19 protein-coding genes are annotated in these 20843 nt (G+C 49.9%); 3 read left to right on the top strand and 16 right to left on the bottom strand.

The features are described from left to right. Positions 1 to 21: 21 nt before the first annotated feature. From MKX98_RS02830 to MKX98_RS02805, 6 genes are all read right to left on the bottom strand, one after another. On the bottom strand, positions 22 to 1629 hold the full coding sequence (locus tag MKX98_RS02830) for an extracellular solute-binding protein (RefSeq protein WP_194540661.1): 1608 nt from the start codon (positions 1627 to 1629) through the stop codon (positions 22 to 24). Positions 1630 to 2244: 615 nt separating this feature from the next. Next, complete coding sequence (locus MKX98_RS02825) at positions 2245 to 3864, bottom strand: response regulator (RefSeq protein WP_339221335.1); 1620 nt, start codon at positions 3862 to 3864, stop codon at positions 2245 to 2247. Then, positions 3842 to 5551, bottom strand: a complete 1710-nt coding sequence (locus MKX98_RS02820; RefSeq protein WP_339221333.1) for a histidine kinase — start codon at positions 5549 to 5551, stop codon at positions 3842 to 3844. Before MKX98_RS02820 ends, MKX98_RS02825 begins: the two co-directional genes overlap by 23 nt. A 143-nt stretch (positions 5552 to 5694) precedes the next feature. Next, positions 5695 to 7389, bottom strand: coding sequence for an extracellular solute-binding protein (locus MKX98_RS02815; protein WP_339221331.1), 1695 nt, complete (start codon positions 7387 to 7389; stop codon positions 5695 to 5697). 124 nt (positions 7390 to 7513) lie between these two features. Further along, positions 7514 to 8392 carry a carbohydrate ABC transporter permease gene (locus tag MKX98_RS02810; RefSeq protein ID WP_028406193.1) on the bottom strand — a complete coding sequence of 293 codons (879 nt, stop codon included), beginning with the start codon at positions 8390 to 8392 and terminating at the stop codon, positions 7514 to 7516. A gap of 22 nt (positions 8393 to 8414) precedes the next feature. After that, the gene (locus tag MKX98_RS02805; RefSeq protein ID WP_220687530.1) at positions 8415 to 9278 is read right to left on the bottom strand and encodes an ABC transporter permease subunit; all 864 of its coding nucleotides are present in this window, start codon (positions 9276 to 9278) and stop codon (positions 8415 to 8417) included. Between the two features lie 683 nt (positions 9279 to 9961). Here MKX98_RS02805 and MKX98_RS02800 point away from each other — a divergent pair. Then, on the top strand, positions 9962 to 10141 hold the full coding sequence (locus tag MKX98_RS02800) for a hypothetical protein (RefSeq protein ID WP_339221327.1): 180 nt from the start codon (positions 9962 to 9964) through the stop codon (positions 10139 to 10141). Positions 10142 to 10592: 451 nt separating this feature from the next. Here MKX98_RS02800 and MKX98_RS02795 read toward each other — a convergent pair whose 3' ends face one another. From MKX98_RS02795 to MKX98_RS02750, 10 genes are all read right to left on the bottom strand, one after another. Then, positions 10593 to 10850, bottom strand: coding sequence for a hypothetical protein (locus MKX98_RS02795; protein ID WP_220686749.1), 258 nt, complete (start codon positions 10848 to 10850; stop codon positions 10593 to 10595). 103 nt (positions 10851 to 10953) lie between these two features. Further along, positions 10954 to 11871 (bottom strand): L-serine ammonia-lyase, iron-sulfur-dependent, subunit alpha, encoded by a 918-nt coding sequence (gene sdaAA, locus MKX98_RS02790; protein WP_339221325.1) that lies wholly within the window; start codon positions 11869 to 11871, stop codon positions 10954 to 10956. Beyond that, positions 11868 to 12551 carry an L-serine ammonia-lyase, iron-sulfur-dependent subunit beta gene (gene sdaAB / locus MKX98_RS02785; protein ID WP_071222255.1) on the bottom strand — a complete coding sequence of 228 codons (684 nt, stop codon included), beginning with the start codon at positions 12549 to 12551 and terminating at the stop codon, positions 11868 to 11870. The genes sdaAA and sdaAB overlap by 4 nt, the downstream gene beginning before the upstream one ends. A gap of 39 nt (positions 12552 to 12590) precedes the next feature. Continuing rightward, positions 12591 to 13673: a dihydrodipicolinate synthase family protein gene (locus MKX98_RS02780; RefSeq protein WP_339221323.1), complete on the bottom strand. Its 1083-nt coding sequence runs from the start codon at positions 13671 to 13673 to the stop codon at positions 12591 to 12593. Beyond that, positions 13673 to 14689: an NAD(P)-dependent oxidoreductase gene (locus tag MKX98_RS02775; RefSeq protein ID WP_339221321.1), complete on the bottom strand. Its 1017-nt coding sequence runs from the start codon at positions 14687 to 14689 to the stop codon at positions 13673 to 13675. The genes MKX98_RS02780 and MKX98_RS02775 overlap by 1 nt, the downstream gene beginning before the upstream one ends. Positions 14690 to 14876: 187 nt before the next feature. Further along, positions 14877 to 15011, bottom strand: a complete 135-nt coding sequence (locus tag MKX98_RS02770; protein ID WP_256720511.1) for a hypothetical protein — start codon at positions 15009 to 15011, stop codon at positions 14877 to 14879. Between the two features lie 130 nt (positions 15012 to 15141). Continuing rightward, the gene (locus MKX98_RS02765; protein ID WP_339221318.1) at positions 15142 to 16236 is read right to left on the bottom strand and encodes a DUF4349 domain-containing protein; all 1095 of its coding nucleotides are present in this window, start codon (positions 16234 to 16236) and stop codon (positions 15142 to 15144) included. 170 nt (positions 16237 to 16406) lie between these two features. Next, positions 16407 to 17738 carry a hypothetical protein gene (locus MKX98_RS02760; RefSeq protein WP_339221316.1) on the bottom strand — a complete coding sequence of 444 codons (1332 nt, stop codon included), beginning with the start codon at positions 17736 to 17738 and terminating at the stop codon, positions 16407 to 16409. A gap of 167 nt (positions 17739 to 17905) precedes the next feature. Further along, on the bottom strand, positions 17906 to 18508 hold the full coding sequence (locus tag MKX98_RS02755) for a DUF421 domain-containing protein (protein WP_220686755.1): 603 nt from the start codon (positions 18506 to 18508) through the stop codon (positions 17906 to 17908). A gap of 311 nt (positions 18509 to 18819) precedes the next feature. Further along, complete coding sequence (locus tag MKX98_RS02750) at positions 18820 to 19272, bottom strand: SRPBCC family protein (RefSeq protein WP_339221313.1); 453 nt, start codon at positions 19270 to 19272, stop codon at positions 18820 to 18822. A gap of 215 nt (positions 19273 to 19487) precedes the next feature. On the opposite strand from MKX98_RS02750, the gene MKX98_RS02745 reads away from it, so the two are divergent. Both MKX98_RS02745 and MKX98_RS02740 read left to right on the top strand, forming a co-directional pair. Then, complete coding sequence (locus tag MKX98_RS02745; RefSeq protein WP_339221311.1) at positions 19488 to 20294, top strand: helix-turn-helix domain-containing protein; 807 nt, start codon at positions 19488 to 19490, stop codon at positions 20292 to 20294. Between the two features lie 19 nt (positions 20295 to 20313). Next, positions 20314 to 20772, top strand: coding sequence for an SAM-dependent methyltransferase (locus MKX98_RS02740; protein ID WP_194540653.1), 459 nt, complete (start codon positions 20314 to 20316; stop codon positions 20770 to 20772). The last annotated feature ends 71 nt before the right edge of the window (positions 20773 to 20843 follow it).

Genomic DNA, 20843 nt, shown 5'->3' with positions numbered 1-20843 from the left:
CACTCCTATTTCTTCTGCAGATTAATTCGTGGCTTCATCCAATCTCTTCTGGGCTGCGTTGAAAATATCGACGAGCTGTTTAGCTCCCTGCTTCTCAGCCTGAACCTGCCATTGCTGCCACTCGGCATCGCCGTAGTTTTTGTTCAGAATGTATTTTGCGTTAAATTCATCCGCCAATTTCTTCAGCGAGGTTTGGATTTCCGCAATCGTTGCGGTTTCGTCATCCGTAAAGTTCACAACCGGATCCAGCGGCTCGAATTTATTTCCGTTCAGCAGCTTATCCTGAGCTTCCTGCTCCTTCTCCGTGTAGTTGAAGTACACGCTGCGCTTATCGGAATTGACATACAGACCTTGCAGCCACAGACCATAACGGTCCTCCAGCACGCTGATATCCACCAACGGCACGTCGGTCAGCTCCGGATAGACGGCTTTATCGCCTTCCATCTTGAACGTCTCGCCTTCCACGCCCATCGTTACCAGCGTTGCGCCGGACGGGCTCGTCAGGTAGTCGAGCAGCTTCAGGGCAGCTTCCTTGTTGTCGTTGTTTGCTACCGCGATGCTGAAGCCGTTCGTGATGCTCTCGATCGTTTTGCCGTTGCCGGTCGGTCCAACCGGATTTCCGTATCTCAGGTCATAATTCGGGTTTTGATCCTTCACCTGGTTGTAGAACAGGTCCAAACGTCCGATCCAGTCATAGGTCACAAAGGATTTATTGCCTGACGTCATTTTCGCCGTCCAGGAATCGTCGGTGTCCGTCATGAATTCCGGATCCAGGAGTCCCTCGTTATACAGCTTCTTCATAAAATCGAGCATTTCTTTGTGCTCTGGCTGTATCGTAGCGTATTTCCACACCTTCGCCGTCTCGTCGTAATACGTCGGATAGTTGGCTCCGCCGATTCCCCAGCCGAAGGCCCAGTCGCGGAAAATGTGCTCTTTCGTCTTGGAGGCGTAAGGATAGGAGTCCGGATAGGCTTCCTTCAACTTCTTCAGAGCCTGGTAAAACTCGTCGGTATTCGTCCATTCCTTGATGCCCAGCTCATCGAAAATATCTTTGCGGTACAGGAAGCCGTGGTTGACGTCACGGTTAATGTTCGCAACCGGCCAGGTATAGATGTTGCCGGATTCGTCTCCGAAGGACGGAATGACCCACGGGTTCTCGTCCACATACATTTTTTTGAAGTTCGGGAGCATGTCGAGATATTCGTTAATGGCAACAACCGCTTTCTGTTTGCCGATCTTCTTCAGCTCCGGAGGCGTCAGCCCATGGATAATGTCCGGAAGCTTGCCGGATGCAACGGTTACTTTCAGTTTGTCTTGAAACGTAGCTGAGGAATAAGCCTGGAAATTCACTTTGATTCCGGTTCGCTTCTCGATTTCCTTGGCAAGCAAGGAATCGTTCAGATTGGTTTTCTCGCTGACGACCATCCAATTGATCGTTGTCGGTTTATCGACCAATGGAAGCGCGAGGCCTCCTGTATCTCCATATTGATCGGGATCTGCCGGTGCCGTTGGAGGTGCTGTGTCTCCGTCCGTTTCGGGAGCTGCCTCTTTATCTCCTCCGCTGCATGCGGCCAGGATCGAAATGATTAATGTAAATACGAGTGCCATGCGAAACCACTTTTTTGTCATGTTCGTTCCTCCTCATAATTCATCATTTAAATCAGGCTGTCTGAATCTGTGCGATCGCTACTCTACCCCCGTCATTTCCACTCATCTGTGTATGTTTGCTTACTTATCCGGTCTGCGCTGCTGATGCAAGTCGCTTTCTACCATTCCTCCTTGTTGGCGAAGATCCCCAGCTGAGCGCAGGGAATATTCTAAAATCATTCGGGCAGCCGATGCCGATCCCCGGCACGGATTTTTCTACCCATCCACATCATAAAAACGCTTCCACGATTCGTAAAGAAGCGTATTTCTGCGAGATGGTGTTTTTTCTCGATCAGGCGGATAAAAAGCCGAAAACCCGCTTAATATCAGGCTTTTCAGGGAGATGGAAAATGCTAAAGCGGTAGAAATAGATAAAAAAAGCGAGGAATTTCATAACGAAATCCCTCACGGAGTATGTTAAATTTCTTCTCTTCGTCATCGTATATTAGAGAGCTGATGCCTTAGGCGTTATAAGAAAATGGGAGTGAATTCATTCACCCGTTTCGTCTTTCTTCGCTTTGGATCAGAAGCTTCATCTGCACATCACCCGCTATATATGGCAATTCGCCACCTCTTTATCACGGATAAGGTGAGAAGTTATCTGATTGCTGCTTTTTCACGATATTCCTGCGGTGTCATCCCGAATTGATCTTTAAATACCTTAATGAAATATTGGGAATTCGAATATCCAAGCTGTTCGGATATTTCGTAAACCTTGGCCTCCGAATCTTTTAATTGAACTAAAGCCCGTTCCATCTTTACTTTATGAATATATTCACTAATGCTGCTCCCTGTCACTTGTTTGAACAGCCTTGACACATAAGACGGGTGCAGCGAGACATGGTCGGCTGCTGCTTGAAGGCTGGCATTCGCATAACTGTGGTCTACATAGTGACGGATCTCATGAACCACTTTCTGCTGGGTTGAACGTGTATCCGTCTCCAGCTTGTCCTTTAAAAGGTCCGCCAGCTCTTCTCCCCATCGAATCAGTTGCTCCAGTGAGCGAAAGGAGGATCTTTGCATTCGTTCATATCCCACTAAATCAGATAAAAGTTTTTGATTTTTATGAGCTATATAATGAAATGAGGCCAGCAACAAGCTGCGGATTTCTTCAAAATATTCCTCATTATAACCGGACAGGCTCCCGCACTCCTGTTTGATTCGGTTCAGCCGTTCCTTATAACCTGTCCATTGCCCGGTCTCCAGCAAATGAATAAGTGATGGCGGCTCGTAGAGAATGGTTAAAGGCTGTACAGAGGTTTCTTTAGGTTTTCCTGCCACCGACAATAAATATCCTTGGCAGTTACCCACCTGCTGTCTCAGCGCATATACGGCATCTTCGTACATTGTCCGCACATCTTGAGCGAACAAGCCGGAATAGGATACTACGACCGAGATGCCCCCCTTCAAATATTCATTCACATTGTAGTGAAGTTGATCTGCCTTATAATTAAGCTGCTTCATCACGTTCTCTTGATCCGGTACCTCTTCGTCTTCCTTGTGTTTAAGAATAAGCACGAGATATTCATATGGGTCCCGGCAATGCCAAACTTCAAAGCTGTCCCCAAATATCTCTTCCGCAATATTAATAACGGCATATTCGAACAGCATCTGGCTGTCTGGTCCATAATTGGTGAAACGCTCTTCCAAACGTATCAAAACCAAATATATCCGATCCTGCTCGTGAATGGAGATCTGATAGACTTCCATTTTCTCCGCCAGCTCGCCCGCTTTAAATTTTTTCCCCTGAATCAGCTCACACAGCAGCTTGTCTTTCAGCATGGGCAAATGCTCATAGAAGGCAAGCTTGGCGTTATCTAAAGAGGCTGATATACGCAGGTCCTCCTGAATCTTCTGTATAGTTGACTCGAGTGCAGAACGCAGCTTGTTTTGATCAAGCGGTTTGACCAGATATTCAAGCACTCCATGTTTAAGCGCTTCTACCGCGTATTCAAAATCAGAAAATCCCGTAAGCAGAATACATTTGGTTTGGGGATGGCTTTCTCTCGTGTAGCCAACCAGCTCCAGTCCGCTCATGCCTGGCATGGCGATGTCCGTAATGAGGATATCAATTGGATATTCCTGCAGGAGCTGCTTGGCTTGAAGCCCGGAATAGGCCTTATGGACTTGGCCGATTCCGAACTCCGTCCATGGGAAGGCGACTTTCAGATCGTCCACCACATATTGTTCATCGTCAACCAGCAAGATCTGCAGCATGTTCAACGTCTCCCTTCTGGATGTGAATCCGGTAACAGGTTCCCTTAGAAAGCGCTGATTCAATAATAATGCCGGAGTTTTTTCCGTAATACAAACGAAGCCGCTGGTGCACATTCCGGATGCCGGCTCCAAGAGCTCCATTCTGTGGTACCACGTCATCCATGTGTCGTTGAATAGCCTGCCTTCTCTCTTCCGTCATCCCTACCCCGTTATCCGAAATGACTATTTGGAACCCATCCTTGATAAGCACAGCGGTTATAGAGACAATCCCTGGCCGTATTCCCGGCTCAATTCCATGCTTCACGCAATTCTCGACCAAAGGCTGAAGAATCATCCTTGGCACCCGTTCATCATAGAGGCTTTCCGGAATGTGTATGTCAAAGGCAATCTCTCGTTTACGGAGCTGGACGATGGAAAGAAAATGCTCTACAAATGTGTACTCCTCCAGCAAGGTAGAATCAACCAGCTCAATTTTATGAATATACCGGCAGTAAGATCCCAGGTGAAGTGTCATTGCCGTTACGGATTCGTAATCTTTGACACTTGCCTTGCTTTGAATGTAATTCAAGCAATTAAACAGAAAATGGGGATTAATCTGGGCTTGATACTGTTTAAGCTTGGCTTCCTTCACTTCAATTTCAATTAACAGCACCTGCTCGATCAGTCTTTGGGTATTCTCGGCCATGCGGTTGAACGAATTGCCAAGCATCCAGAACTCGTTGGAATTCAGAGTGGCGACCCTGCTGGACAAATCTCCCCGGTCAAAGCGGTTTATCGCTCTCCGAAGCACATGAATAGGCTTTTGAACTTGTTTTTGCAACAGCAGGGTATAACCGAGAGCCCCTATGAGTACGATTAGAACCGCATAAACAAAATACTGGTTATTGCGAAAGATTTGTTTGGTATACTGGCTCTTAGGGTGATAGTCGAGAAAATAAAGATCGAGCATATCGGATTTCATGTAGTTAACCAGATACTCTGTTCCCTGATCCTTTAATACAAAAGAACCGCTTTCGCCAGTGATTTCTTCTGCTATCGTCCGATATGAATCCTCGTGGAGATCAAACTCCCTGCGAATGAACGTATTTTTTCCGGCATCGTAAAGCAAAGGAATTCCAGAATTGTACTGCTGCATCATCTTTTTTATATTTTCCAAAGAAATTCTAACCTCGATCAACAGCGCGCTGAGATGACTCCGCATGATATAGGAGTAATAGCCTGTTTCGTCATCCTCCATATGAATCGTCCATTCGTTGTATTTTGCATCCGGAAGCTTGAATGTGGTAAACGAAAAGGAATTCGCGGATGAGACCATTTCTCTTTCATTAAGATAGTAGAGAATCACGGTATTGTTCCAGGATGTGGAGGCCGAGTTCAACGCCAGCTTATCCATAATGGCAAGCTTCGTCTCATACCGCGAATATTTATCGCCGGATTTTATAGCATAAGGAAAGCCGCGGACCGTGGAGTCTTGAGAAAGCGTCATCGTGTTCATGAGCACCTGTTCAAACTGGCTTGAAAGCTGGGAGGTGATAAAACGGATATCATTCATCTTGTTCTTATTGACTTCGGACTGTATAGCTTTGATATTCAAGTTATAAATGTACCAGAAAGCGATAACAATAACCGCCACCATGAGCAGAAGAAATAATAGAAGTTTCTGAAAAATGGACAGTCGCGTTATCATTAGCAGTTCCTCCTGGAGCATGATCTGTATCAATCTTGGCAGTAAACTTACATTTATTATGACTGGATTGGTGTTCTAGCCAATAAGAATATTGCAAATAAAGGGCAGCCTTTAAGGCTGCCCTTGTCCAACCTGTGTCCTATTTATTTCTGGACAGATTGATACCAGGCGTTAACTTCTTCCGTTATTTGATCCCCGCCGGTAGATTTCCATTTTTCCACAAAGGCATCAAACTCGTCAATGGAAGCTTTATCGTAAATAATTTTGTTCAGGACTTCTTTCTCCAATTTGCTCAACATATCCCCGCGGGACAATTGTGTAGGAGTTGGCGCACCTGTGAACATTTCCGGCATAACAGCATCTTTCTGATCGATTACAATTTTGGCTGCTTGAATCTGCTCAGCAATACGTTCCGATAGGATTTTCTCATACTGGTTAGCCGGCTCGGCTCCGTCTGCAAGCTTGGCCAGGGAGTTCATCATCAGATTTGGAATGATCGCACCGTCAAAGGTCAGCGTATACCGAATGGCATCCACCCATCCGCCAGGTATTTTATCGCTCTGCTGCTCTCTATACACTTCTCCGTTCGGACCAATATCGTAATCATAACCTTTGGCAAATCCATCAGTAAAGACCGTGCTCTCCGGATTAGCCCAGTGATCAAACAGGTAATTCTGATACACGAAGAAAGCGTCTTTATGTTTCATATCCTTGTTAATCAATACCGCGCCGCTGCTGATCGCAGTACCGTGACGTCCAATTTTGCCATCCGGCCCTGCTGGCAGAGGGTATGGCTTGTACTCTGCATCCGGAACGTTTACCTTCAAGTCTGGAAGCGGCCACCCTGTCATCCAGTACGGACCTACGATAATGCCGGACTTCCCTGCCGTGAATGCTTCCGTCGCCTTATTTTCATCATACAACCCGGACTCGGCAGAGATGTATCCCTTATCCATCCACTCCTTCATTTTGAGTAGAGCAGGTTTCATTTCAGGCTGGACAGAACCGTAAACAAGCCGGTTATCTTCTGTTTTGTTCCACTGGTTCGGCATGGCCCCAAACATTCCGAATATCCATCCGGAATCCGACATCCAGGTGTTCAGGTTGTTTTTAAACCCCACGGAAAGACCTGTCGTATCGTTCTTGCCGTTTCCGTCCGGATCTTGATTTGTGAAAGCATCCATGACGGTCTCGAGCTCAGTTATGTTTGTCGGTGCCTTCAGGTCCAGCTTTTTAAGCCAGTCTTCTCTGATATACATCACAGGATCATTATTGTAGGCATTTTCCAAAATCGGAATACCCATTCTTTTTCCATCTCTCATCAAAGGATTCCAGACATTCGGATCCTCTGCCATCGCCTTTTTGTAAATATCAGAAGCGTATTTATCAAACAACTCACCTGCATCCGCAAATTGCCCGCTGTCAATCAGATCGGCAATCAGGGCAGGACTTCCCCGGAATGCCACAATGTCAGGCATTTCTTCGCCGGCCGTCAGCATGAGACGCAGCTTGGTTTCATAGGCATTGTTTTGTTCGCTGACTGTCCATAAGTATTTTATATCAATACCAAGGGCCTCCTTTGCCCACCGGGTATGGACGTTGTCTTCGATGTTTTCTCCGTTTTTGAACTTCAGGTTGCTGGAAATCGGAAATACGGTGGTCAAGCTTACCGGTTCTGTATATTTGCCGTTTTCAAAAGGAGCCGAGTAAAAGCTCTCCTCCCCCGTACCCGCTTCTTCTGTTGTTTTTTTGCTGGTACCGGAGCAGCCTGCTAATACGCCGGATAACATGACGGTACTTAATAAGGCCATCACGGTTTTTTTCATCGTTATTGCCATTTTTTCAACCCCCTATTAATCTTTAAAAGTGATATGTGCAAGATGTTTATTATCAAATGCGAACCTGTTCTCTTACGGCCAGCCTTCCCTCACCTCCCATCGAAATGCTATGGAGACAATGGCTCTATTCTTTAACAGCCCCTAGTACAATGCCTTTTACGAAAAACCGCTGCAGAAACGGATAGACAAGCAGAATCGGGGCCATTCCGATGAAAATCTGAGCCGCTTTAACCGTTCTCTGAGAGATGTTTTCGAGATCCTCCGGCCTGACAGATACCTTACTGAAATCTTGCTGAACAATAACTGTCTGCAAGTAAGAAGCTAGGGGATAATTTTTGTGATCTGTCATGAACAGCAGGCCGTCAAACCATGAGTTCCAGTGGCCGACTAAGGTAAACAGGGAAAGCGTAGCCAAGGCGGGTGTTGAAATCGGTAGATACACACTTAGAAGGGTCCTTAAATGTCCCGCCCCGTCAATCAACGATGCTTCTTCCATCTCCTTTGGAATCCCCCGAAAGAAATTAAGGAGCAGGATCATATTCCATACCGAAACCGCACCAGGCAAAATCAGAACCCACAGCGTATTCAGCATCTCCAGATTTCGAATCAAGATATAGAAGGGGACTAAACCGCCGCTAAAGAGCATGGTAAACACAAAATACCATATGTAGATATTTCTTCGTTTAAAGCTGCGGGTCTCCTTGGACAGCGGGTAAGCCGCAAAGATCACAATGAGCATACCGAACACGGTGCCCAGGACCGTACGCTGGAGTGTAACCCAAATGGATCTTATAAAATTTTCATTCGCTATTGTTTTTACATAAGCATCCCAAGTGAAGTCCACCGGCCACAGCTTGACCAGATTCGCGCTCGCTGCCGCCTTGCCGCTGAATGAAACAGCCAGAATATGAACCAAGGGAATAATGCAAGCCAGCGAAACCGCAATCATGAACACGTAGTTAAACACTGTAAAAGCTTTGTAAGAAGTCGATTTATGATACAAGCGCCCTGAGGCCTCCTTTCTTCTAGAAGATTCGGTAATTCGCCAGTTTATAGGCCATCCGGTAAGCGATAACGATCAGGACAAAGCTGACAACCGACTTAAACAGACCCACAGCCGTGGAGAAGCTGAATTTACCGCCGATAATTCCGTAGCGATAAACAAAGGTATCGATAATATCGCCTTTATCATAGACGAGAGCATTATACAGATTGAAAATTTGATCAAAGCCCCCGTTCAATATATTGCCGAGCGCAAGTGTGCCGACCACGATCGTAATCGGAAGCATGGAAGGGATGGTAATCGACCAGGTTTGCTGCCATCTTCCCGCTCCGTCCACTTCTGCCGCCTCGTACAGCGAGGGATTGATGCCTGACAGCGCTGCCAGAAAAACAATGGTGTTGAAACCGAACTCTTTCCACACATCACTCACTACCACGACAAAGCGGAACCAGTCCCCGTCTCCCAAAAAGAATATCGGTTTTATGCCAAAAACGCCGGTTAGAGTCTGGTTCACAAGGCCCCCATCCTGTGCCAGCAGATCAATCAAGATCCCCCCCACAAGTACCCAAGACAGAAAATGAGGCATATAAACAATCGTTTGGACTACTCTTTTAAAGAGCATCTTTCGGATCTCATTTAAAAGAAGAGCAAAAATGAAAGGAACGATCAGATTCGCAACCATCTTCAGCCCTGCGATAATGACCGTATTCCAGATGACTTGAACGTTCTCATCAATGCTGAACAAAAATTTAAAGTGATCAAATCCGATCCACTCTGATCCCGTCATCCCTAACGCCGGCCTGTAATTTTGAAACGCCATGACTAGACCTGCCATTGGAATGTAAGAAAAAATAAACGTCAGAATAAGCGCCGGTGCCAGCATCATATCGAGTACAATCGTCTTTTTCCACTTCGCACCCTTTCGGTTTGAAGCAGCCTGCGTTATACTCTTGCCGCTTTCGCTTTGCTTATTGGATGATTCCGTTTGTTTCATTCGCATGCTTCCCTTCTGTACCAACATGGTTGACCTTTCTTATAGATTTATCTTACCGTCCCCATGAATTCAGATATACGATAATTTAAAAGCATCGATAACAAATTGTTGCTGTCAGCGTAAATCCTGTAATCTACTATAAATATGAAAAGCGCCTCTGATATGAATGGCCTGAAGAATCACAGGTCCTTCCCTATCAGGGGCGCTATAGTAGCATGGTTTTACTTTAGATGCTCCAACAGTGCTTGTTTACCGGAGCTGATTCCTGCATGCGCAGTCCGTCTAATGATATCTGATGCCCATGATCCCTGCAGGTCCAAGAAGTCCACGCCTTATGATTCCTTCCGCAGGTTTTCCAGATCCAAAATACGGGATAAGCTGACCACCATTCCTCACGAGTAATCGATTTATTAGGCTTAAAGCTGCCATCCTTGTAACCTTGAATAGTTCGGCTGCAGCGAAATCAGCAAGAGCATCCTGTGCCCAATGCTTGTGGATATCCTTGAAATCTGCAAGCTTCGTGCCATTCACATCGAGGAGACTGGACAATACAAATACAAACTCGGCACGGGTAATTGCTCTATCCGGCCTCAGTTGGAGCCGGCGTTGGTACCGGTGCTGGAGCTGGCGTTGGTGCCAGAGTTGGGCCTGATGTCGGTGTTGGCGTGCTCAAGGTAACAGGAGGAATCATCCAGGAAGCGGCAGAAGGCAGCTTTACTCCTGCCGCTTCGATCAAGATTCCGTCTCGCTTCTAATTAAAGCTCATGAATTAGAGGGTACCGCCAAATCGGAGTTCTTGTTCAGCGATGTGCATACTAACGAGGATATCGCCGATGATATCGCCGTTGCAGTGGAATGGGGATTGTAAGCGCCTTTACTCACCAGACCTTTAGAGGATATCAGTCGCTCACCGCCAGAACATGATGGTGATGACCGTCCGTGCGCTGAAGACAGCCGGCTAGCCGCTGGCAGACGGCGGGGATCTTACTGCATTTTCGGATGTCGACAAGATTTTGGGATATGCTGAACAGAGCATCGCGGCCTTGATGAGTCAAGGAGTTGAGCCACAAGATCTTCTCTTACATACGGAGGCAGCCAGTCATTTTGTATCGGATTTGGAATCTATAGATGGTAAGAGATTGTCCCAAAAGTCATCCATGATGACTTTTGGGACAATCTCTTATATAGCATGTTTATTGTTCATCCTTATCCAGAGAGTACTTCGAACTTTTTCAACAGCCGATACCAAGTGAGGATCTCCTTCGCCTCATGCGTACGCAGCGCCAACAGCTTGTCGAGGAACACCCGCTTGCCATAGGAAGCGCGATCGAGCGGAACTGCCGCAGGTGCACCCGCCCATCTGCCGACAGCAGAAGGACGGCAGCACAAGCGACAACCAGCTCTTCCAGTATTCAGAAGCGCAACGCCGAATTGCTCCTTGATCTCCTTCATGAAGGCATCCACCCGGCCGGTGCTAAGCGGAAAGTCCGGCGATCCTCCGGGGAAAAACGACCATGTGGGACGCGTCCAGTCCGATAATACCGATATTCAACAGCGTCACACCCGGTTACTCCCCCCCTTTTGTGCCCTTTTCGCGCAGCTTCTTGCCTTCCTTGCCGTACAAATCCTTCAAGATTTTCTTACCGGTCGGCGTCTGCGCAAGTCCGCCCTTCGCCGTTTCCCGGTGCTTGGCCGGCATAGCCGTGCCGACTTCCAGCATCACGTCAATCACTTCATCCGACGGGATGACGCTTCGAACGCCGGCCAGCGCCATATCCGATGCCGCCAGCGCGGTCACGGCGCCGAAGCCGTTGCGCACGATACAAGGAATCTCGACCAGTCCGCCAACCGGGTCGCAGATGAGCCCTAAGGAATTTTTCAGTGCAAGTCCAACGGCATGAACCGCTTGCTCCGGCGTGCCGCCCCTCAGCTCTGTCAGAGCGCCTGCCGCCATGCCGATGGCTGAGCCCACTTCGGCTTGACAGCCGCCCTCCGCACCGGAAATAAACGAATTATTGGCGATCACGTAGCCGATCGCGCCTGCGCTAAACAGCCCCATCACCAGACGCTCGTCTTCCCAGCCGAAGCGCTCCTGCGTGCTGACGAATACGCCGGGGATAATGCCGCAGGAGCCTGCTGTCGGCGTGGCCACGATGCGCCCCATGGAGGCATTCACTTCGGACACGGACAGCGCGTAGGCCAGTGCCGTGCAAGCGTCGGTACCGAGCGCAGGCACCCCGCTGCTCATATATTGATGGACGCGCACGGCATCCCCGCCGGTCAGTCCGCTTTTGGAAGGAACAGGTTCATGGATCCCCCGGTGCACCGCTTCCTTCATAATGCCGTAATAATCGGCCATTTGTTTAAACGTCTCTTCCTTGCTCTTGCCGGTTTCCTTGATCTGCTCATTCAGCATCAGCTGGCCGATTGTAACCTGGTCCTCCCGGCAGCACGCAATGATTTGCTCCAGCGTAGAAAACTTCATGACTGCGCCTCCTCTACTGTCAAATCCGCAACGACGACGCGGTGCACGCTCGGCAGCCCTTCGATATGCTTCATCAACTCAGCCGGGACCGCTTCATCCGACTCCACCACCGTCATGGCATCGCCGCCTCTTCCCTTGCGGTCCACGTCCATATAGGCAATGTTGACGCCGCCTGCCTCCAGGAGCCGGGTGATATGCGCGACCATGCCCGGCGTATCATCATGAAAGACCAGCAGCACCGGATAATTCATCGTAAACTTAACGTCGAAACCGTTCACGCGCAGCATTTCCACACTGCCTCCGCCAATGGAAGCGCCTGCAATGACGTCGGTATGATCGCCGTCCGTCAGCCTCAGCTCCACGGTGTTCGGATGAAAGGCCACATTCTGTGCCGTTTTGAAATTAAGTTCAATGCCTGCCGCCTCCGCAAGCTCGATCGAATTCCGGATACGCATATCATCCGTGGCAAAATCGAGCAATCCGCCCACGACAGCCAGATCGGTGCCGTGGCCGCGGTAGGTTTCGGCAAAAGAACCGTAGAACACAATTTCCGCTTGATCGGGGAATGCTCCAAATATGCGCCGCGCAGCCCTTCCGATCCGCACGGCCCCAGCGGTATGAGAGCTCGACGGCCCCACCATACTGGGCCCAATAATAGAAAACACATCTTTAAACCGCATGCGCGATTCCCCACTTTCAACTATTCTGCCCTCATTGTATCAGTCCGCCAGCCAACTTTCCAAGTGCTCTTGTATAAAATCGTCATCGTTCAAATGCGGATAATCCCGGTAGACTCTGTCAATCTCTTCGGATTGTCCGGGAGACAGCGTTTCATGCGGATTCAGGCACCATGTGCCTTGCAGCAGCCCCTGCCTGCGGAGCACCTCATGGATGCCCGGAATACAGCCTGCAAACTGATGTGCGGGATCAAAAAAGGCTGCATTGGAGTCGGTAATCTCCACATTGCGTGTGAGCCACTCCTTCGCGAATTGCTTCTCTGTGCGTGCCTCCTTGATTTCTTCCAGCAGCTCTACCGCTTTCTTGGTCCAGACCGCCCAATGACCGAGCAGACCGCCGACGATAGGCTTGGTGACCAGCGTCCCGTCCACTTGGAATTGATACGTCGTCAGCAAATCGTTGACGATGTTATCATCATTCCCCGTATAGAGCGCAATGTCATCTCTGCGGCTCGAATAACAGACGGCACGGACGACGTCAATCGTCTGATAGCGGTTGAAGGGAGCCATCTTGATTGCCACGATATTCGGAATTTCGGCGAAGGCGCGCCAAAAGTCGAAGGAGAAAATGTTGCCCCCAACCGACGGCTGAAGGTAGAACCCGATCACCGGCATCCTCTGCGCAATCTTCTCCGTGCGCCTTAGAATGTCTTCTTCACTCCAGCCGCTTAAACCGCCCATGCTGAGGAGGACGGCGTCATAGCCGAGCTTGCGGGCGATCTCCGTTTCCACTACAGCCTGCTCCGTGGGGCCGCAGACACCGGCCACCATAATGAACGGGCGATCCAGCTTCGCCTTGCGAACCTCTTCTGCCGCAAGTCGCAGCACGGGTTCATACAAGTCGATGCCCTTGTCACGGATCTCGAATTGTGTCGAATGAACGCCGACGGCAACACCGCCCGCACCGGATGCCGCATAATAGCGCGTTAATGCCCGCTGGCGTCGTTCGTCCAGCTTTCGGTTCTCATCCAAAGCAAGCGGGTGAGCCGGTATGACAAGCCCTTCATGCAGAGCTTTAAGCTTCTCGGGGGCTAAACGTTGAGTTGCAGGAACCTGTCCGCTCATTAAAATTTCCCCTTTCTCTCTTGGAAGTGAGTCGGCTTATTCCAGCTCTCGCCGCCCGTTTGTACCCATGCTGCGGTCCAGTCCAGCATCTGCAGCAGAGACACCTTCGGATAACCGAACAGCTGGTGGGATTTCGCAGCATTGTTCAGGAGTGCGGTCTCGGATTCCGTACCCGTAAAGGTCACTTTCTTGCCCATCCGTGCCGCCAATTCCTGTGCCGCCCAGCGGATCGACATCGTCTCCGGTCCGGTAATGTTGATGATCTCCGGAGGAGAGCTGCAGTGCAGGAGCGAACGGAGCGCCATCTCATTGGCATCTCCTTGCCATATGATATTCGCATGCCCCATCGCCAGGTGAATCGGCCGGTCCTCGTGAATCGATCTGGCCAGCTCATGCAGAACGCCGTACCGCATGTCGATGGCATAATTCAGGCGGTAAATCGCCATCGGCGTACCATTCTGGTGGGAAAAATATTCAAAGACGCGCTCTCTGCCGAGACAAGACTGCGCATACTCTCCAACCGGCTCCGGCGCTACCGATTCGTTGACTCCGCCACTGCCCACCGGTGAGAACGGGTACACATTTCCTGATGAAAATACGACCATTCTGGATTGCTTGAATTTCTCGGCCACCCGGCCCGGCAAGTACGAGTTCATCGCCCAAGTAAAATATTCACGCCCGGTCGTGCCGAATTTATTGCCCGCCATGTAGATCACGTTCGGAGCCTCGGGCAGCTGCTGCAGTTCCCCATCGTTCAGCAGGTCGCACGACATCGTCTGAACGCCCGCCTCCTCCAGCTCACGTCTAGCCTCCTGGTTCGAGAACCGCGATACGCCGATGATCCGTTTGCCTCCACCGCCTTCCCGAACGGCGTTGGCCGCCAGCCTTGCAAGGCTGGGACCCATTTTCCCGCCGACGCCCAACACAAGAATATCCCCCTCCAAAGATGCCAGATCGGCAACAAGCTGTGCTGAAGGCTCCGCCAGCTTCGCTTCTAATTCCGCAACGGTTAACATGAACAATCTCCTCCTCCGATTGATGATTCTTCTTCATCATACGGCCCCAATTGATATAAAGACAAATCTTTAAATCGTCTTTAAATAGGTAGATAGATCGTGTTTAGAGGAAGTTTTACCTGCGAAATAAAGATGCTAAGCCTCGGATGTTTATATTTTCTCATCTCCTAAAAAAAGCTCCCTGGTTTCAGGGAGCAAACGAAACGTTCAGCACGATGTGTCGAAGCACGAGGAAGGCAATGATAAAGGAGGCTGCCAGCCCCAGCATCGTGAAGATGACGATTTTCTCAACGCGAGTAAATTTGACCTTCGTTTTATTCATCACGATCACCTCGTCCTCCATTATAATACATATCTGATATTCTATTCCAGAATGGTGAATCTGAAGATTTGCCTTTGCCTTCCTCTGGATTTTATGATTGTTTTTTGATGTATTTGGTCTGCTCCTGCCGTTATTCGTCTTTCAATCGTTTATCCTCGTCCTTGTGTCCTTCCGGATGCCCTTGCTCCGATGTCACGCCGTTATTGAGCAGCTTTCGTATTCGGGCTGCCTCTTCCCGTTTCCGCTGCCCCGATCTTCGTGCCAGCCATAGGATGAGCAGAACGAAGGCCGCGATGACCAATAAGGGAAGTGAACCGGAAAGGATGACGATAATCCATTGGATGATGATGGTGATCACATCGATGCTGCCCTGAAAAGCTTGGGAAACCCGCTGTCCGAGCGGCGCTTGAATGGCGGACGTTTTGGGATCATCCTTTTTTTCGGGCGACTCGTAAAGCCTGATTTCTACCGTGGAGTAAGACACGTTTTGGTCAATGTAACGCATCCGGCCTTTCATCTGCTCGATTTCGGATTGAATGCGCTCCAGCTCGTTGGCAAAAGCGACAAGGTCGGTCGTTTTTGTTGCTTTTTTCATGAAGGCGACGTACTGCTCCTCCATGATTTGCTTGGCCTTAAGCCTGGATTCCAAATCGATGTATTCCTCGGTCACGTCCTGCCCTTCGATGCTTCGCTGCAGGCTTTCATGCGCAATGTTCTCCAAACGGTCTATAAAGGAGGAGAAACCGTTCGCAGGAACTTTCACAATAAACGTGCCGCCTTTTTCGCTGCTGGACTGGGTTTCGCTGAAATTAACAATATAACCGCCGGAAAGCGTCACTGTGTTCCGGACTTCCGACTGCGCTTTTCCATAGTCCTGAATCTCCATCACGATATTCGCTTTGTACATCAGCTTTTGGTTGAGGCCGCTTGACAAATCCTGCGAGTTAAACCCTGCGCCGGAAGTCTGGGCAGGCGATGGCATATTCGGAAGCTCAGCATCCGCCGATGCCGGCTCCTCGGCGCTGTTCTTGCTCTTATCCGCCGTTGCGCTTTCGGCTTCCGCCGCACCTCCGTCTGATTTGTTTGAGGCATGATCCGTCGATGTTACTTTCTTTTCGACGGGCGCGGCACCTCCGGTGCTTTTGTCTTGAGTACCCGAAGAGCAGCCGCTGACCAGCAATACGATAAGCATCAAAGCAGCAATCCATGAACCCCGCTTTCCCATACTTCAGCCCCCTGTAGATAAATATTTCCCATTTTATCTACTAACGGTTCCATCATCTGGAAGGTTGCAGGCGCGCTAAAAAAACTCTTCTAGCGGGACCATACCGGAAAAGCGCCTCCTCCGTCGCATAACGGAAGAGGCGCCAGTGTTCCCAAAGTTATTTCACAACGCTACTCCAAAAACGTGAATCTGAATATCTGCCTTGGCCTTCCCCTCGGCACCTTCTCGATTCCGGCTATCTCAACCAAGTCGTTGTCGGTCCACAGTTGGAGCAGCCGATGTGCACTGCGGACGGTAATGTCCAGCAGGTGAGCGAGCTCATGGACCTTGTATTCATATTTACCCGAACGGGCACGCTGGTTCAGCAGCTTGCTCAAGTAGGCGCTCGTCATCCCTGCGTCCTCTGCCCGCTTGATCAGCCCTGCATCCGTAAAGGACAGCACCTCCTGCACAGGGTCGGACATCTCCAGCGGTCCGATCAGCGTGCCGTCCTCACGCACGATAAAGCAGGCGTTGCCGCCCACCTCCTTGGATTTCCGCATCGCGATTCGCGCATTGGTTCCCGCCATGCTGGCCGACTGGCCAAAACCCATGCCGATGCTGAGCGAAATGCCATAGGTTTTGTTCACGTCTTTAGCCAAGGGGATCGTTTTATAGCCGCCGGTTTCCCGTTCAAAGATACCGCGTGTCGTGAAGAACAAATACTCGTCCCCGCCCAGATGGGTCAGATATCCGTCAAGCGATTCCACATAATCGAGCACCATCCGGTGAATGTCCAGCTTCAGCTTCTGCACCTCATGCTCATTATTCCGTCTTAACGCCTGGGTTCCAAAATCATCTATATTAATCATCCCCACCACGATCTGGCCTTCCCTGCTGCGGCGGGATGCCGTAGACAGCAAAGCCCGCTCCAGCGATACCACGATATCCTGATCGGAAGGCAGCAGCCACTCATTAGGGACCCCGAGCCTCGTCAGCTCATGGGCCACCGCTTCCACGCCCGTGAACGCAACGGAGCACGCGCCGGATTCATATTGTAGACGGTGAAAAGCAACCAGGTTCTCCTTCGGGGCATAAGCCGGTCCATCGTAAATGGCGGCCTGTACGGCCGGGATACCCAGATCCCTTATCGTCCGGACCACCATCGTCTCGGTTAAAGTATCCACCGATATGCCGCCAGCCAGTCTTCCCCGCTCCCCGGCATGGAACAACGCTTTATATAAACCCGCGTCCGTGACGGGGACATAATGCACAGGGATCGAGACCTGTCCGAGCTCCTTCACCTTGCGCTGGGTCAGCGGATCCGAGAGGAACAACACCTCAACCTCGCCTCCGATCCGCTCAGCCAGGGCCGGCGCTTCGTCATCATCCTGAAAAACAAGCGGTACGGGGTCAAAGGAAGGAAAGGTTTCAATGACCTTCATAATTTTATCAACGATCGTCTGGCTTCCGATAATACCGATACGAATTTGCTGGACAGGGAGTTGCCTCCGCTCCGTCATGTTTCATTCACTCCCATCTTTCCCATTGCCGGAAGCCGCTTATCGGCAAGCCGGGATGGATACCTAAATCATACCCGCTATCAGAAATTTGGCAAGTGAAAGAACCAAAAGCGAAGCAACTCCCACTTTTGGTTCTCAACCAATTCGTCATTCCACTCCAGTTCTAATTACTGCCATTTCTCCGGCACTTTCGACTGATGGCCGTTCTTGATTTCAGAGAAGAGGCTAGCAGCGGAGCTGGTCTCCGATTGAGGTGTGGCAGGGACAGGGACAATCTGGCTAATGAGCGCCATAAGCTGGTTAATATCCTCTTTTGTAGCCGGTTGCTTATGGCTCTTCAAGGTGTATCCCAGATTTCCGCTGACCTCCAGCGTAGCCCACTCCACGTCCGATATATTGGCGATTCCCGCCTGTCTTAGCCTCATCTCCAGCTTATCCACCGTGAGTCTCAGCTTGTCGAGACTGGCCTCATGAAGTTTGCCGTGTTCAATGACCACCACCGATTTGCCGGAGATTAACGTCTCCAGCCCGTCAGCCTTATACTCGATGTACTCCATAATAACCATAGAGAGAATGAGGACGGTAGCAACCCCGATCGTAACCCAATAGCCCTGACCGCTTAGAGGCTGTACGAGCAATGAACCAATCCCGATCATAATGACAACCTGCGTAATGGTCATCTGTGAGATGGATTTCCTGCCGCCGATCCGAAATAGGATGGTTCCGGCAACAATAATTCCCACCGCCTTCAAAATCATGATCCAGCTCACCCTTGGACCTCCCTTCCTTTTTAGGTATAGAGTTTCCCTTATTGGTACAATCTATCCATCTGCTACACACCGTAAATAGGCTTCTGACTGATCAGACTCCAAACCTCCTATAAAATACACACGGTGAAGAAATTAAACGGCTTATACGCCTGCTGCCTGCCTCTATAAACCCCCGCAAAAAAAGAGCCATTACGGCTCTTTAATCGACTTTCTTTCCTGGGCATATAACGATTCCATGCATCATGCGTAACGGTACAGTCCAGCCGGATGCTTGGATGCTGTCGGCCATATGCCGATTATTCACCCTGTGGCTACCAGCCTAATTCCAGCGTCTTCCCCGTCTCCGCATAGGTCTTCAGAATGCTCATGGTCATCCACCAGCCTTCCGCTGCCTTGGCACGGGACGGGTGATTTGGCGTATATTGATCATTGACGAGCGTCAGCTTGGTACAATTCCCTACCAGCTCGAGAGTGAATGTAATCCGAGACTCCAGCTCCTCATGATTGGCATAATACGACGGCCCCGGATGCTCGGACAGACTCAGTGTCTTCTGCGGCTCATAAGCCAGAACCTTCCCATAGACATGAACCGTCTCCTCCCCGTCATTCCCCGGACCCACATAAGCATAAGGCTCCCCGACTTCAAATGAAGATCTCAGTTCGCTCCCGAAAAAGGTGGCCCGCGTACCCTCCGGCGAAATTAAGACATCCCATACCTTCTCCGGCGAAGCACCGATATAAAACTCATATTGCAACGGCTCCATGCAGCTTCCTCCTACCCTCTATAAAATGCGCAGGAAGACCGACTTGTCCTCCTGTGATATGATGATGTTATCAAGCAGCTGCGATCCAAGTATTGTAAAAATGCGACAGGCTGCAACCTATGGAATCACTTCAAATCACAAGCACAAGTCCCGTATGGGGCCAGTGATCTATGGTCTATCGATCCAGGCCTGCTACGGATTAATTGGAGGTGTTTATGTCCATGATTCAGCATCCTCATCAGTCCAGCCTTGGCATTTTGAACATGAAAAGAGCCGGAGAGAAGTTCCAGCTCCTGCGAATTCCCCCATCCAGCGACCTTTCCTATTTCATCAAGCATTACTGGATCATTCATTGGGATTTAACCGGTCAGGAGCCTCATCTGCAGGATGTTGTTCCTAATCCTTGCGCAAACTTGGTCGTCCAGCTTCATCGAACCGCTTTTTACGGCGTATCCAGCACCAGGCATTCCCACCATCTGGAGGGGAGGGGCCAAGTATTCGGAATCAAGTTCAGACCCGGCGGATTCTATCCGTTCGTGAACACGTCCATGGACCGTCTGACGGATTCCTCCATAGGGACCATGGAGATTCTCCGAGTCGACTCCCATACGCTGGAACAGCAGCTATTGACCGCAGAAGAACCGGAGCAAAAAGTCAGGTACATGGAGGAGCTTATCCGCCGTGTTCTCCCCGAAGAAGACGAACAGATCGAACGGATTCATGCCATCATCGATCACATTCATCACAACCGGGACATCATCCGAGTCGAGCAGGTTAGCGAATGGTTCCAGATGAGCCCGAGATCACTTCAGCGCCTGTTCAAGCAGTACGTCGGGGTAAGCCCTAAATGGGTGATCCGCCTGTACCGGCTGCAAAATGCCGCCGAGATGCTTGAAGGCCTTGATCAACAGGATGCACTGCAATTGGCCATGGACATGGGCTATTACGACCAGTCGCATTTTATCCGGGATTTTAAAGCGGTGATCGGTAAAACGCCGGAAGTTTATATGAAGGAACGATAACCTAAAAGGAGGTTAACGCATGTATACGATACAGGCAATCGGAATGGTCCATAACGAAAGAAAGGCGATTCAGGATGATTACTGGGGGGATGTCATCTCGGAGATCAAGCTGGGCGAAGCGTGGGATGAAAGCTCCCTGGATGGGATTGAAACGTTCAGCCACCTCGAAATCATCTATGTATTCCATCTCGTCCAGGACGACAGCATCCAGTACGCGGCGAGACATCCGCGAAATAATCCGAGCTTTCCCAAGGTCGGTATCTTCGCCCAGCGGGGCAAGAACCGACCCAACAGACTAGGAGCCACCATGGTGGAGTTGGTAAGCAGAGAGGGCAGGTCCGTTTTCGTAAAAGGGCTGGATGCCATAGACGGGACTCCCGTCGTTGATATCAAACCTGTCATGGAGGAGTTTTTGCCGAAGACGCAGACCAAGCAGCCCGAATGGGCTACGGACATTATGTCCCGTTACTGGGAATAAGGATGAAGTACTTTATCCTATAACAAACAGCGCTGGCATGCCCTGTCCTTGAGTTCTAAGGACTGGCTTGG

Origin of the sequence: Paenibacillus sp. FSL W7-1332 (genome assembly GCF_037969785.1) — a bacterium.
GTDB lineage: Bacteria > Bacillota > Bacilli > Paenibacillales > Paenibacillaceae > Paenibacillus_AQ.
Note: the sequence above shows the minus strand (reverse complement) of the source record. Positions and strands in the feature narration are given on the sequence as shown.